The organism is Paenibacillus sp. FSL M8-0212, assembly GCF_038004645.1.
In the GTDB taxonomy this organism is placed as follows: Bacteria; Bacillota; Bacilli; order Paenibacillales; family Paenibacillaceae; genus Paenibacillus.
Genome location: NZ_JBBORP010000001.1, coordinates 93582 through 109787 on the forward strand (window position 1 = coordinate 93582; position 16206 = coordinate 109787).

The 16206-nt window shown below is 46.8% G+C and carries 10 protein-coding genes; 1 reads left to right on the forward strand and 9 read right to left on the reverse strand.

From position 1 onward, the window contains the following. Positions 1–55 precede the first annotated feature (55 nt). Positions 56–2374, reverse strand: a complete 2319-nt coding sequence (yicI, locus tag MKX68_RS00395; RefSeq protein WP_340908294.1) for an alpha-xylosidase — start codon at positions 2372–2374, stop codon at positions 56–58. Positions 2375–2546: 172 nt separating this feature from the next. On the opposite strand from yicI, the gene MKX68_RS00400 reads away from it, so the two are divergent. Continuing rightward, a complete protein-coding gene (locus MKX68_RS00400) occupies positions 2547–3467 on the forward strand; it encodes an AraC family transcriptional regulator (RefSeq protein WP_340908296.1) in 921 nt (306 codons plus the stop codon). 157 nt (positions 3468–3624) lie between these two features. Here the strand turns inward: MKX68_RS00400 and MKX68_RS00405 are convergent, their stop codons facing one another. From MKX68_RS00405 to MKX68_RS00440, 8 genes are all read right to left on the reverse strand, one after another. Then, positions 3625–4545, reverse strand: a complete 921-nt coding sequence (locus tag MKX68_RS00405) for a hypothetical protein (RefSeq protein WP_338593733.1) — start codon at positions 4543–4545, stop codon at positions 3625–3627. A gap of 386 nt (positions 4546–4931) precedes the next feature. Further along, a complete protein-coding gene (locus MKX68_RS00410; protein WP_340908298.1) occupies positions 4932–6791 on the reverse strand; it encodes an adenine deaminase in 1860 nt (619 codons plus the stop codon). Positions 6792–7103: 312 nt separating this feature from the next. Next, a complete protein-coding gene (gene helD / locus MKX68_RS00415; protein ID WP_340908301.1) occupies positions 7104–9479 on the reverse strand; it encodes an RNA polymerase recycling motor HelD in 2376 nt (791 codons plus the stop codon). Positions 9480–9724: 245 nt separating this feature from the next. Then, entirely contained in the window at positions 9725–10216 is a 492-nt protein-coding gene (locus MKX68_RS00420; protein ID WP_340908303.1) for a pyridoxamine 5'-phosphate oxidase family protein, read from the reverse strand. Between the two features lie 101 nt (positions 10217–10317). Then, positions 10318–11385 carry an FUSC family protein gene (locus MKX68_RS00425; RefSeq protein ID WP_091032071.1) on the reverse strand — a complete coding sequence of 356 codons (1068 nt, stop codon included), beginning with the start codon at positions 11383–11385 and terminating at the stop codon, positions 10318–10320. Between the two features lie 300 nt (positions 11386–11685). Further along, positions 11686–12408: an HD domain-containing protein gene (locus MKX68_RS00430; RefSeq protein ID WP_340908306.1), complete on the reverse strand. Its 723-nt coding sequence runs from the start codon at positions 12406–12408 to the stop codon at positions 11686–11688. A 1-nt stretch (position 12409) separates the two neighbouring features. Continuing rightward, positions 12410–13849 (reverse strand): NAD-dependent malic enzyme, encoded by a 1440-nt coding sequence (locus MKX68_RS00435; protein WP_340908307.1) that lies wholly within the window; start codon positions 13847–13849, stop codon positions 12410–12412. 209 nt (positions 13850–14058) lie between these two features. Next, positions 14059–16131, reverse strand: a complete 2073-nt coding sequence (locus tag MKX68_RS00440) for a beta-galactosidase (protein WP_340908308.1) — start codon at positions 16129–16131, stop codon at positions 14059–14061. Between the last annotated feature and the right edge of the window lie 75 nt (positions 16132–16206).

The window sequence follows — 16206 nt, forward strand, 5'->3', positions numbered from 1 at the left end:
GTAGACAAACAGACGGCACCTTTTCGGCACCGTCCTTTTCTTTTACTATATCATTTTACAGTTGGATTGTAATCGCGCTTGCGCCTGTTGCTGCCGTAACGACAACACCATTTGCACCAGACACTTGGGAACCACCTTCAACGCTGGACACACTCTCAATGCCGCGAAGTACGATGTTCCACGGTTTGCCCGCACCTTCAGCACGAACATCCAGCACTGATCCATTACGTGTAACGTTTACAGTCAGCTCCTGTTCAGCCGCTTGGTTCACAACGACAGCTTGAGCCGTTTGACCATCAGCCAGTTCGAACAAGTGCAAGGACACATCATTCGCAAAGTCGTAATCCGGTTTGTTATCCACCGCACCCACAGCGATCAAGCTGTTTGGTTTAACCATCATTGGCAGTGTTTTGAAGTCATGGTTTTCACTGATCCAGCGTCCACCTTGTACTTTCGCTCCTGTCAGATAGTTCGTCCAAGTTCCTTCAGGCAGGTAATAACGCACATCACCTTCCTTGTTGAAGATTGGAGCCACCAGAATCGAGTCACCAAACATGTATTGAGTATCCAGGCTGTATGTTGTTGGGTCCTCTGGGAAGTCCAGCAGCATAGCGCGCATCATCGGAATACCTTTTACCGTTGACTCTACCGCAGAATTGTACAGGTACGGCATCAGGCTGATTTTGAGTTTGGTAAAGTCACGAACAACGTCCACGGATTCCTCGTCAAACAACCAAGGCACACGATACGAAGTGCTTCCGTGCAAGCGGCTGTGTGAAGATAACAGTCCGAATTGTACCCAGCGTTTGTATACGTCAGGGCTCGCTGTGCTTTCAAAACCACTGATATCATGGCTCCAGAATCCGAAACCGGAAAGCCCCAGTGAGAGACCACCGCGAAGCGATTCAGCCATGGATTCATACGTGGAAGAACAGTCACCGCCCCAGTGAACCGGGAACTGTTGACCACCTGCTGTTGCAGAGCGTGCAAACAGGGCAGCTTCGTTTTTGCCAATCTTCTCTTCGAGCAATTCAAATACAGCTTTGTTATAGAGCTGTGTATAATAGTTGTGCATTTTAACCGGATCAGAACCATCAAAGTATACAACATCCGTTGGAATTCTTTCACCGAAGTCGGTCTTGAAGGAATCTACACCTTGATCCAGCAGGACTTCCAGCTTGCTCTTATACCAATTCACAGCATCCGGATTCGTGAAATCCACCAGAGCCATGCCTGCTTGCCACATATCCCATTGCCATACGCTGCCATCGGCTGTTTTGACCAGATAACCGTTCTCCATACCTTCATCGAACAAGTAGGATTTTTCTGCAATATATGGATTGATCCAAGCACAGATTTTAAGACCCTTTTCTTTCAGACGTGCAAGCATGCCTTCCGGATCCGGGAACATTGCTTCATCCCATACGAAATCAGACCATTGGTATTCCTTCATCCAGAAGCAGTCAAAATGGAATACAGACAGCGGAAGATCACGTTCAGCCATACCATCTACAAAATGGTTAACCGTTGCTTCATCATAATCCGTTGTGAATGAAGTTGTCAGCCACAGACCAAAAGTCCATGCCGGTGGAAGCGCTGGTTTACCTGTTAATTTCGTATAATTATCAAGTACATCTTTCGGATTGTCACCGCCGATAATGAAGTATTCCAGAGTCTCTCCTTCTACGCTGAACTGCACTTTTGATACATTCTCAGATGCAATCTCATATGATACGCGTTCAGGATGGTTTACAAATACGCCATATCCTTTATTGGACAAATAAAACGGAATGTTCTTATAGGACTGTTCACTGCTTGTACCACCGTCCTCATTCCAGGTATCTACAATTTGGCCATTCTTAACAAACGGTGTGAAGCGCTCACCGAGTCCGTAAACGTATTCACCAATACCGAGATCCAGCTGCTCGCGGAAGTACGCTTCCTTGCTTGGACCTGTAATATAACCAGCTGCTCTTTGACCACTACCAGTAATACGTTTCCCTCCATACAGGAAACTAATGTCCCAACCGTTTGTTTTATCGATTTGAACTTCCAGATTGCCGCTTTTCAAAACAGCCCCTTGTTCATTTTTTGAGATCTCAACGTTAGCTTCTTGTGTGTTAAGCTCAAATACAGGCCCTTTTTTCACTCCGCCTTTATGGTGATTCAAGGTTACACGGATAACGTTAGGCATAGGTGAGCTGTACGTTGCTTTCAGCAATGTACCGTTCAATGTGTCGCCTTTGGTACGAATATATTTAGTTGCCGCATATACGGTCACAGCATTGTCTTTTTGCACAATATCACGAATGTCAGTCGGGTTTTGAATCTGGTACCCTTCACGAGTCATCCAGAATCCATCAGTAAATTTCATGTTTTCTTTCCCCCTTTGGTTATATTATAATAATATTGATATTAATAACGAATTTCTTCTCTTATTTTGACCAAATATATCACGATTTTGATAATATATATCCGATTCTTGAGCATCAAGACCAATCTATGGAAACGATTACATTAATAATGATACAAAAGGAGAATCTGATATGGAACGTGAACGATTACGCGAAGACCGGATTCACGGCAATGCCATGTATCCCGTCAGTGTGTACCCGGATATTCAACAACTAAACGGAGATAGCATTCTCGATTGCCACTGGCATGATGAGATGGAGTTCACCATGGTGACCAAGGGCTGCGCCGTCTTTCAGATCGATATGAACACTGTTGAGGTTCAAGCTGGAGAAGCCATTTTCATCAATAGAGGCGAGATTCATGCGGGGTATCTGAAGGGTGATGTTCCCTGCGTATTCTCTTCCATTGTATTTAATCCCGAGCTGCTTGGCAGCCGTACCTTCGATACCGTCCAAGAGAAATTCATCGGTCCACTGGTACGCAAAACGGTGATTCCCCCTTGTCATATCAAGGCAGATGAGGATTGGGGACAAGAAATTCTAGATCTCCTGAAACGTATATTTGCAGACCATGCTACCCGAACCGAAACGTGTGAAATGTCAACAAAAGCGTACCTGTACCTCATATTTGCCCGAATGTTCGAACATATGAGACCTGCTCCGGTCAAAGGCACCGTGGCTACAGGGAGTCATGACAAGGTAGAGCGCCTAAAATCCGTGCTCAGTTATATTCACAAACGGTATCCTGAACCATTAAAGCTGAAAGAACTGGCCGATGAGGCCAATATGAGTGAAGGACACTTCTGTCGTTTCTTCAAACAAATGGTGCAGAAAACACCTGTTGATTACATTAACTATTACCGCGTTCAACAGGCCTGTGTTCAGCTTGAGAATACGGACCACAAGATTGTTGATATCGCCATGGATGTGGGTTTTGAGCATCTAAGCTACTTCATCACTACATTTAAAAAACATAAATCCACCACACCTTCACAGTATCGCAAAATGTTCTATGAGAACGTAGGAATGGAGTCTGCCCTGGTTCAGGTGTAAAAGAAGAAGGTGCTCACAGCGATTCAGCTGCAAACACCTTCTTTATCCACTTCCAATTCCCAAGAACTAACAAGATACGGTTCTGAGGCACGTTTTCTCCGTTTGAACTCATTTCATTTGCTACTACATGTATTTGCGCTAAGGAGTTATTGGTGTCTCACTTTTTCAGCGTCTTCCATGAAGTGTACTCATGTACGGAGAAACCGTTAAAGGATGCATGTACTGAAGCCATTTTTTCAACCAACTTCAATTGTGCTTCCATATAAGCAGATCCCTCTTCATAAAAAGTAATGAAGTCGCCTTCCTTGCTTTGCTTTGTTTCCACGGCGATCGAGATCGTCTTGCCGAGCAGAGCTGCTTCTGCAAGTTCATCCTTCGCTACACTATAGATTGCAGCAGCTGTATCGCGGTAAGCCATAATGGTGATGGAATCAAACTTGCGAATCATCCAACTGCTTACGGCCATCGTGGAACCCGGAATTTTGTAGTTATCGAGCCAGAAAGGCAGATCAGCCGCTACCGGCATCTTCATCCGTGATGCTCGCTCAACAATGTACTCCACATTTCCTTGCCACTGGGTAATTACACTGGCCTGATTGATTTTCCACTGCGGATGCACATGGGGCTCAATATCCAGATGGATACCAGCAAACTTCTCATTAGGCAACGCCTGCGCCTGATAGGCCTCGATCCAGTCCAGGAAAGATGCAATCTGCTCCCGGCTTTCCGTCAATCCCCACGCTGATCTTCCATCCATGACGTCAACCGCAATGTTTTTGGCTCTCGCTTGGCGAATAAAACTTTTATATTCAGGAATTTTTATATCCCGGTTCATCTGCAGATAGATCGTATTGATCTTGTTCGCTGTAGCGTAATTTAACACCTCTTGAGGATTACTTCGGATCTGGGTGGTATCCCACACCCATGTCGCTCTCACCGGTGCATCAAGTTTTCCATGAATCGTTGCATAACTGTCAACTGAACCATCCGCAATGGCTTTGGAAGAACAGGCTGTACTCGCACACAGGATCAAACAACTCAGTAATACGATAAAACGGTAACCCATTTTGCTTTTCATATTTGTACACTCCCTCTGAAGTTATCAGCTCTGACGTGCAAATCTGGATGAAATTGTGTCGTTTCATATTAATGTAATGGATATTTATTAGGTACGACGAATTCGGATTGCTTCTATATGCAATATCATCTTTAAGACTCACTACGAAAGAATCATATAACTATATTTCGGGAATTCGTAGTTCTATATGTATAGTTCAAAAGTCACAATTATTCACTATTTTCTAAATTCACCCTTATTTCAGCATGACTTAAGTCATTATTGCCATATGTACACCGAGATCCAGAAGACCTAGAAAGCGTTTTCTCCCACAACGTACAAAAAAACCGCCCTAAGGCGGCTTTGCATGTATCTCAATTTAATTATGCTCTAGTCGACATTTCCGTTCATTCATTACCTGATGGAGCTACCGGTGTATTGTTAACCACTTCATCGAAAAGGGAAACCAGTTCAATCCCTTCTGCCGAGATCCGCACAAGCCCCTTGTCGGACAAACGTAGTTCTGGAATTACAACCAGCGCGAGCAACGAAAGCGTCATAAATGCATTATTCAATGTACATCCTGCGGACTGTAAAGCTTCACTGACTGCTGCCGATTGGGCTGCAACGACTTCAAAAGATTCAGTTGACATCAAACCTGCAATCCGCAGCGGGAATTCGGTTACACCTGCTGCCGTTACTACGGCTACCCCACCTTGCATGCGAATGACACGGTTACCGGCTTCAGCCATCAGCGCATCATCATTGCCTATAATCAACAGGTTGTGACTATCATGCGCAACCGTCATCGCAATCGCTGCAGGTGATGTGAAGCCGATGCCTCCAACAAGCGCTACCGCCCGATTCCCGGTTTGTTTGTGACGCTCCAATACCGCTATTTTGCATACTTCCCCTGAAGTTGAAACCACAACCTTGCCATTCTCTACCGTGACAGGCAGGTGTTTCTCCTTTGTATCTACATGGTTCTCTGTCACATGAATAATTTTGGCACCAATCACACCCTCTGTAATGGGTGCAGCAAGTTCCATATCTTCTGGCTGAATATTAGCTTCTAACTTCACCGTGTTCAGCGCTTCTTCCGGGTACGTGAAGCTGTCCCAGACCGCCGTCATTTTCCCATTCTCGGCTACAACTTGCCCGGCAGCAATTGTCATGCCCACGCGTACATCCGCCAAACGGCCGTCCAGTAGAATAATATCGGCTATATTGCCCGGAATAACCGCACCAATATCGCGCGCAACACCGAAGCGCTCAGCTGTGTTAATGGTCGCCATTTGGAAAGCCGTAACCGGCTTCACACCTTGGGAGATTGCTAGACGAACAACAAAGTCCATATGTCCTTCTTTGAGAAGGGATTCAGAGCTTCGGTCATCGGTCACCAGCATCATCCGGCGTGTATCCAGTCCAAGCTCGGTACAAGCTTTGATTGTCTCAGCCACATCATGCCATGCCGAACCTTGGCGCATCTTCGCGTACATCCCGAGTCGCAGACGTTCGACCACATCTTCCTTGGTCACACATTCATGATCCCCTGTAACCCCACTCGCTGCATACGCTGGCAGACGCCAGTCATCTGCTGCCCAGGTGAAATGACCATCTGCCACTTTACCTGCCCGGAGGGTCGCCTGTATCTCACCGATCATCGTCTCGTCCCCATAGACTACCCCAGGGAAGTTCATCACTTCACCAAGACCAATCATGTCCGGACCCCAGGAAAGAGCCTCTGCCACCTCTTCAGGCCCGATATAAGCACCTGTTGTCTCCAGTCCTGGATGGGTGGAAGGCACACAGGAAGCCACCTGCATATAAGCAGCCATCGGTGTGGTCCGCGCTTCATCCAGCATCAGTCTCAGACCTTTGAGACCAAGCACGTTAGAGATCTCATGCGGGTCAAAGAAACCTCCGGTCGTGCCTGAAGGCAAGACCGCTCTCGCAAACTCGGTTACTTTCATCTGTGTACTTTCGATATGGCAGTGTCCATCCAGCAAACCAGGAGCGATATACTTACCGTTCGCTTCAATAATCCGGGTATGTTCTCCGATGGTGTGGCTTACATCTTTACCGACATAAGCGATTCGAGCTCCCTGTACTGCTATGGACATCTCCGGCAAAATCTCACCCGATATCACGTTGACCAGCGTACCTCCCCGAATGACCAAAGTCGCCGGCAAATCTCCCCGCGCTGTAGCGACCAGATCAGGTACACAATCGGCCATCAGTGGCCGTTCAAAAGATGATTTGTTCATATTGTTGCCTCCTTTAATAAACGATCCAAAAAAAATATATTGTTACGATTATATGAGTCCGGAACTCATGTGTAAAGAAAAATCACATCCATTGTGCTTGAATACAAATTATCAAGTCATATTTATCCACGGGACCCAATCCTTACGAGTTCACGTTAGTTATTTTCATTCAATACGATCACCTATATGGCCGGAACCTCATCATGTATACTTCCCTCGCTAAGCTAGCTTCTTCCCGATATATGTATCATATACAGAAAGACTCCCGTTCCATTGAACGGAAGCCTTCTTCAAGCACATGAACGTGTTATGTCAGTCCACTTGCGCAGCAGACACCTTGCCAAGATCATACCATTCTTCCGACTGGGCGGTAATGAACGGACTCGGTGTGCCCACACAATAGACATGCAACAGATGCATCGCTCGTGTACAGGCCGTGTAGAACAATTTGCGTTCATGCTCCTGGGCATACTGCTCCACAGAGCCGTCATAGATCAGGACAGCATCGAATTCCACACCTTTGGCCAGATACGCCGGGATAACATGAACACCCTGCTCAAAAGCCAGCGTCGTTTTTTTGATTAACTTCGGTGCTGTGGGCAGTGCCTTGCTCAATGCAGCATGTACGTCTCTGCTCTCTTCGGCGGTCTTGCAGATAACTGCAACTGATTCATATCCTTCCCCAATCAAGTGTTTGAGATCTGTCGTGATGACGTTCATATGATGCTCGGCATCAGAAGAAACGATCACTTTAGGCTTCTCGCCGCTACGGTTAAATGGAATAATCTCTTCCCCACCAGGCACCATGCCACGGGTAAACTCCACGATCTCCCGAGTAGATCGATAACTTCTCGTCAGCTCAATGACCTCTGTATTGTCTGGACCGTACAGATTAGTCAGAGGTCCTGTTCCACTAAGCACTGAAGAGTGGGCATAGATGGCCTGATTAAAGTCACCAAGGGCTGTTATTTTCGCCCGTGGGAACAATCTCTTCATGAATGCCAACTGAAACGCAGAATAATCCTGAGCTTCATCAATGATGACATGGCGGATATTGGAGTTAATATGGAATCCAAGCATAAGCTCACGCAAGTACAAGTATGGCGTAATATCTTCATATGCCAACTCCTGAAGCTTCAATCTGCGTAAAGTCATCTTACCAATTTCATCCCACTGAGCAGGGAGCGCTTCGTCACCCAGCAATCGCTCCATCTGAGCCTGATCGCTGAACAGATGTGCATACAATTGTCTTATATCAACGAATCGTAATGACTTGATCCATTTCCGCAACGGTTTGAGTCGGTCACTGACCACCATACGTGCCAGAATTTCTCTTTCCTGCTCAAAGTCATTAAACGTATGGGTCTTTCCTTTTTGCTTGCGCTTCAACCGTTGATACGCACGTTGCAGATCCTCCGGCTCCATCAGATCAAGCTGCTGATCCACCCAAGGCGCATCCAGTTCACCTTTACCAAAGGCAGACAGTTCTTTCAGCATCCAGTCCCGTAACATCTCCAGTCGACTCACCAGCTTAACGGATGACTCGAAGCTGTAGAATTTCTCAGCCATAGCCTCTGACGTGACAATCGCTCGGCCCTGGAAGCGAACTGGCTTGAATTTCATGCCACCTGACAACATGCTTTCCTTGTAACGCGTAATGACTTTCAGGAAAGATTCGGATGACTTGAACCGAATGCTGGACATGCGCACATCGTAATCAGGATCTTCCGTCCCCGTAAGTACATATTCGAGCTGAATAAACGGATCTTCCAGTTGATATTCACGACCCAAACGGCGCTCCAGATACTCCTGGAAGGTCGTTTGCAACATGTTTTCCTCCCCAAGCTCAGGCAGTACCGTAGAGACATAACTGTTGAACATTGGATTCGGTGAAAAAAGAACCATCTGATCCGCTTGCAGATGCTCGCGGTATTTATAGAGAAGATATGCCACACGCTGGAGCGCCGCGGATGTTTTGCCACTGCCGGCTGCGCCTTGCACAATGAGCATACGTGTCCGGTCATTACGGATAATCCGGTTTTGCTCCTTCTGAATGGTCGCTACAATACTCTTCATCTGTGCATCCGAAGTTCGACTGAGCACGGCCTGCAACAACTCATCACCAATCGTAACCCCTGTGTCAAACATAAACCGGATACGACCGTCCCGAATGACAAACTGTCGCTTCATCTCTATATCACCGCTGATCTCCCCACTGGGTGTATGATACGTGATTGGACCCGGTGCTCCGTCATAATACAGGTTGGAGATCGGTGCACGCCAGTCGTAAACCAGAAAGGATTCTTCCTTCTCATCCAGCAACGATGCAATACCCAGATAAATGCGTTCTGCATTTGGATACCCGTCTTCCTTGAAATCAATGCGGCCAAAATATGGTGAGTGATGCAGTCGTTTCATTTTGTCCAATGCAGCCGCTGTATTTAGATGGCTGCGCTCCCGATCGGATAGTACCTGTGACTGCTGCCGCATGCTCGTTGATGTCTCTCCGACATCGTCCGCTTCGCTAAAGTTCATCGTGACTTCGTCCCAGAAATCTTTTCTCATCCCTACCACTTCGTCACGGAAGGAGCCTACTTCATCTTCTAACGTTGTGATCTTGCGCTCAATCTGATCGGTCACCGTATTGACCCGTTGTTGTTCTTCACTCCACTGCTGCTCTGTACTCATATGTTAATAGCCCCTCTTTCCCCGGATTGTGTCCTCAAAATCCCATTTGACAAGCCCGAAAAGGCAATGGTATAATTATTAGAAAGTAAACATTTTAATTATATGTTAATTAGTTCTAATTTTCTGAAAACCATTTTTTATTTTACCAGTGACAACGTCCCGATGCAAGCGGAGGCGTTTTTTGTTGTTTTCTTCTTCATTATTACCCTATCACCGGGTCCTCAACTGGCTTAGCTAACTCCTGCCTACTTTCGTAATTCTTCAATCGTCTCTTTCCAGCGTGTAATTGCCCCAAGTTCATCTTTTAATTGAAAGGTTATTCCTGAAGTGATCTCCGCATATGGCGCGTGATCCACACGTACATGGAGCACATGTGCTTCAAAACGATCTCTCGGATGAACAGCGCTCTTAATCTCAGGTAACCGTTCTACTTCTATACGGATATGCAGCAATCGATGTCCTTGAACCGCAATCAAGGTAGCCTTGCCTGTTTTGCTCATGTTCATACTGGTCTGTGTACCTTGCCATAAAGCAAGTCTAAGCTGATGCGGATTGATCGCAATCACTTCCCCCATACTGATCATCGCCTGATGCGGCCATTGATCCTCAGATACGGTCAGCAGTTGCATGGCCTCATGCTGTTTATGCTCCAGATTTGTCCCACTCAACCATTCCATTAGTTCAGCGTCTAATTCCTCAATAATCATGTCTCTATCCCTCGGTTCGTTAATATTCATGCCATTCAGCCTTATGTATGACAAAACAACCCGGACACGATTGTCCGGGCAATGTTGTAGTTCCATTGTATATGATCACAAAGCAGGTGCGCAATTCGTTATCAAGGCCACTTAAGCCAGTTCAAAATTTTGTCCTGTGATTCTTTGTCTTCACTGGCACTATGCACATGTTCGGCAAGTCGATTCAGACGTTCCAGCTGATATCCGTAATCATAGATCGCAGCAGCCACGATCGACAATCGTAACATCCCTTCCTTGTCGATATCAAACTGGGTGATCGCCTGCTCCATGAAACGGTCATTATCCAATACAAACTGTGCGGCCTCTTCCCCATTAGGTTTCAGCTTATCCTCGAACTTGAGCAGTGCATGCTCATGGAATTTGATAACCAGTTCAAGATGTGAGTCAAAAAACTGATCCATGGCCGTTGTCCGCGGTGCCTGGAAATAGTGCCGTTCCACCGAATCCAGCACCTCATACCCTTTTTGCAAACTCAGCAGCATTTGTTTGTAGACCACCATCTGCCGAGTTTCGCTGAATTTGGAACGTTTCATCTTTTTCTGTTCCTCTTCGAACAAGTTATACTTGTCGGACAAAGACTTAATGGAACCGCCCAGGTTGCTTTTCTCCTCCCGGAATACAACTTCCTTGATCTCATCCGAGATCGAGGTTCGCAGAAGCAACGACATACCGCTGAATACACTATGGATCTGCTTCACGAACTGAACCTTCGGTTTCGGAGGAAATACCGTAATGTTGATGAGAAACGCCGAGACAATACCAACCAGTGTCAACAGAAAACGATTGAGTGCAAAATGCCAGTCACCCGAGGCTTCCATAATGGATACAACCGTGACCAGTGTCAGGCCAACCGTCTCACCCATATTCAATTTAAGACAGATCATGATGACAAGTACAATAATTAATCCAACGGCGATTGGCTCATTGGACAGCACCATGCCCCCCAGAAGGGCGACAATAGCTCCCAGCGTGGTCGTTTGCAACTGATCCAGGAAGTATTTCCAAGAACGATAGATCGAAGGCTGCATGGCGAATATAGCCGCGATTGCGGCAGGCACGGGAGATTGCGGGTTCAAGAACAGGCTGCTTAGGTACAAGGCAAGCGTGACCGCGATCCCCGTCTTAAGTACACGTGCACCAAACGACATGGTGGTGACCCCTCCTCTTTACCGAACCTGAAATTTTACATTTGATGATCATTTTCATTATTACCCCATATTTCTTTTTTTGCCTGAATTCATTCAGGAGAACGATTTATTGTACCATGTAAGGTCTTCCGTTGCCATGTCATAAGTCAGAGGTATTGTGAAATTGATTTCCTTATGTATGTTAATACACATTATTAACCCAAAAAGAAGCAAATCTTCAAAATGGATTTTCACCACTTCAAAGATTCGCCTCCGTTACTTAATTATACTTTGTGGAATGCTCATGCTTATTATGCCTGCCTAACGGTCCGTGCCCTCCCATTCCCTTTTGAACTGGTCCACAAACTGCACCATATAATCATGACGCTGTTCCGCCAGCTCCCTGCCATAGGAGGTATTCATCAGATCCTTGAGCTTGAACAACTTCTCGTAAAAGTGATTTATCGTTGTGCTGCGCCCATTGCGATATTCCTCACGGGTCATCTGCTCCCGTGGGGGGAGGGACGGATCGTACATCTCACGCCCTCTGGCGCCTGAAAAGGCAAAGGTTCGCGCGATCCCAATCGCACCCAGTGCATCCAGTCGATCCGCATCCTGAACAACCTGTGCTTCAAGTGAACTGACTGCAGGACGTTGGCCTCCCGCATATGAGATGGTGCTAATAATACCCACAACCTTATTACGTATATCCGGGTCAAGAGGCTGGGTATCCAGCCAGTCATTCAGTTTGGCCATCCCGGCTTCCAAGCTCTCATTCAGCTTCTCATCCGGTACATCATGTAATAATGCGGCCAGTTCGCAGACAAATGGATCTGCACCCATGCGGTGAGCGAGTTCAACCGCAAGTGCGGTTACCCGTTCAATGTGCGGCCAGTCATGACCATCACTATGCTTGGATGAGTCCCCTTGAACAAAGGATCGGGCGGCGCGCAGAACAGCCTCTCCTGCCGTTATTCCATCTATATTATGCATGTGCCCTAATTCCTGCAGATTCCCACCAGATTGAAGAGGGTTCTCTGACATCTTACGATTCCCCGCCTTCACGGGCCTGTTCACGTGGAATACGCCGAGCTACACCCGTCTTAATAGCTGCTTCAATCACGCGACTGCGCATCGATTTGACCACTTTATCATTGAACACACTCGGAATAATGTAATAACGTGTACGCTCTTCATCCGTAATGGCCGAAGCAATCGCTTGAGCAGCTGCCAGCTTCATTTCTTCATTAATTTCAGTAGCACGGCAATCCAAAACTGCTCTGAAGATACCCGGGAAACATAACACGTTGTTGATCTGATTCGGATAATCGGATCGGCCTGTTGCCATTACCGCAACAATGTCTTCCACCAATGCAGGCATAATCTCTGGTACCGGGTTTGCCATTGCAAACACGATTGGATCTTCTGCCATGGTCTGCACATCTTCGCGAGTTAACAGATTCCCGCGGGACAGGCCAATGAACACATCGGCTCCACGAATGACATCACGCAGCGAGCCAGTCTCCAGTTCGGGATTAGTACGAGCTGCATAATCACTCCAGACTTCATTCTCATAGGTATGTGTCCGTACAATCGCACCCTCACGATCGACACCTATAAGCCGGCTGGCTCCCGCGGACAATAATATGTTGCTGCATGCTACACCTGCTGCACCGATACCACAGACCACAATCTTCACATCATCAATGGACTTGCCCACCAGTTTGAGCGCATTGATCAGACCGGCATATAACACAACCGCTGTGCCATGCTGGTCATCATGAAATACAGGAATATCCAATTCCTCATTCAGACGACGTTCAATTTCGAAACAACGCGGTGACGAGATATCCTCCAGATTAATGCCGCCAAAACCAGGTGATATCGCTTTCACAGTACGTATGATTTCCTCCGTATCCTGTGTGTCCAGGCAGATTGGGAAGGCATCCACACCTGCAAACTGTTTGAATAACATCGCTTTACCTTCCATCACAGGCATCGCTGCACGAGGACCAATATTACCAAGTCCAAGCACCGCACTGCCATCAGATATGACTGCCACTGTATTCCGTTTAATTGTCAATGAGAAGGCTTTGCCGGGTTCTTCTGAAATGGCTGAACATACACGAGCCACATCCGGTGTGTACACACGTGACAGATCTTCTCGGTTTTGAATCGGGGTCTTTGGTGTTACTTCGATCTTACCGCCCAGATGAAGCAGGAACGTCCGATCCGATACGTTAATAATGGACACACCTTTGAGCTGGCGCACCCCTTCTATAATTTTACTGTTATCTTGCGCATCTGTAACGGCGACCGTCAAGTCGCGCACGCTTACATCCTGATTGGTGGAAATCACGTCGATGGCAATGATGTCTCCCCCAGCTTCCGAGATGGCCGAAGCCACTTCGCCAAACTTGATATCCTTAGTTGTCATTTCCAGTCGAATAATAATGCTGTTACCATCCAGATTTCTTTGATTCATTTCCATTCCTCCCAGACTGAAAGTCTTGAGTTACATGTTACGTGTTTGTCTTCGCTGCGCGGACACGTTTATCCTTTATCTTGTCCAGAAAAAGTCGTTCAACAGCCAAATACATAAAATAAAAAAGATGCCCTGAACACCAATGCAGGCGTTCAGGGCATCTCTTCTTAATACTAATTTCATTTATTTAGTAACATATAAAATCTATATTATTTCCGGGCAGCCGGTCTGCGCAGAACACAAATGTCATATGGCTTCAAGCTGAGACTTGCTTCCACAGCATCACCACTGAGCAGATCGGTATAGGACTGTCCATCTAATTCAACCAGTTTCTCATCTGGTGTGTAGTTCTGTACAAACACATAATCTGCTGTACCATCAGTACGTGTATGTGCCGTTGTTCCGGCAGGCAGCTCTGTTTCAAGTCCACGCTCAATGTTCAGGTCAGCGATTAGCTTCGCATAGAAATCATCATAGAATGGTGCTTTCAGACGTGTCGCTACGTAATATGCTTTTCCTGAACCCAATTGGTTGACCGTCAATGCCGGACGTCCGGCATAGAAGTCAGAACGGTACGTAGCCAGAGACTTCGCGCCTTCCAGATGAATCAGATCACACAGTTCAATTGCATCATACGCTGTATTGAGCTGAAGCTCATTGCCCTTCTCAGGAATGATTCCGTTCAGATCACGATCATGCAATCCGTCAATTTCCTCGGACCAGATGCCAAGTGTCTTACGCAGTGGGCCTGGGAATCCACCCAGGAAACACAGATCGTTTTCATTAACAATACCAGACCAGTAAGTTGCTACAAACGTACCACCTTGTTCTACAAACTTCTCAATGCGTTCCCCGACACCTTCACGTACCAGATAGAGCATTGGAGCAATCAGCAGCTTGTACTTGGACAGATCTGCATCCATATCGATAACGTCTACAGCGACTCCCTTTTTCCAAAACGCTTCATAATGCTCTTCCACGGTCTGCTCATACTTCACACCGATATTGCGTGGACCCTGGGAATCATTAACGGCCCAGCGGTTTTCCCAATCAAATATGATCGCAACTTCTGCCGGAACCGCTGTTCCTACAATAGCTTCCATGCCTTCAAGAGCCGTTCCTACGTCGGTGACATCTTGGAACACTCGAGTGTGTTCCGTTCCTACGTGGTCTACCACCGCACCATGAAGTTTCTCACTGGACCCCCGGCTTTTTCTCCACTGGAAGTACTGAACACTATCGGAACCGTGTGCCACAGCCTGGAGAGAAGAGAGCAAATGCATGCCAGGTTTTTTCAGCTTGCTCACATCTTGCCAATTCGTAGAACTTGGAGTGCTCTCCATCAGCAAGAACGGCTGACCGCCTTTGATGGAACGAACGATATCATGCATCATGGCGATACGGGATGCCTGTTTCGCGTCGTCATCTGCATCGTGCCAAGTCGGATAACTGTCCCAAGAGAGGAAATCCAGAATATCAGCGAACTTCCAATAGTTCAGGCCACCATAAAATTCCATCAGGTTTGTTGTGACTGGCAGATCAGGATTCTGAGCTTTCAACGGTTTCGTTTCATGCACGATAAAATCAGCTGTCTGATCCGTAACGAAACGGCGCCAATCCAGATTCATCGCGTGTACCTGTGTCTCACCGTGTGGAGCCGGAGATTCCACTTGACTCCAGTCTGTAACCGTATGGCTCCAGAATGTCGTCCACCAGGAATGATTCAGTTCATCAAGTGTTTGATACTTCTTCTGAACCCAACCACGGAACGCTTCCTGACAATAATCACAATGACAGTCGCCGCCGAACTCGTTTGAGATATGCCAGCCGATTACAGCCGGATGATCCGAATAACGTTCCGCCAGTCTTGTGTTGATCGCAGTAACCTTCTCACGGTATACCGGGGAAGTATAACAATGGTTGTGACGGAAACCGTGCAGATTGCGGACACGCTTCTCGGATACGCGGAGCACTTCCGGGTACTTTGCGGACATCCAGGCAGGTCTGGCACCACTTGGTGTAGCCAGGAATGCATAGATGCCGTTTGCTGCGAAACGATCCAACACCTGATCCAGCCATTCAAACGTGTATACGCCCTCTTCCGGCTCAAGGGATACCCACGAGAAGATACCAATGGACATCACGTTACACTTGGCAAGCTTCATCAAGCGAATATCTTCTTCCAGAACTTCAGGATAGCGGAGCCATTGCTCCGGGTTATAGTCTGCGCCATGCAACATGTGCGGGGCTTTGGAACTTACAGGTGGAAATTTGTATGTCATAAGGACAACTCCCTTGCTTTTTGAATTACAATTTTTATTTGATACAACAATATTCAAGGCTCAAATTACCAAGCA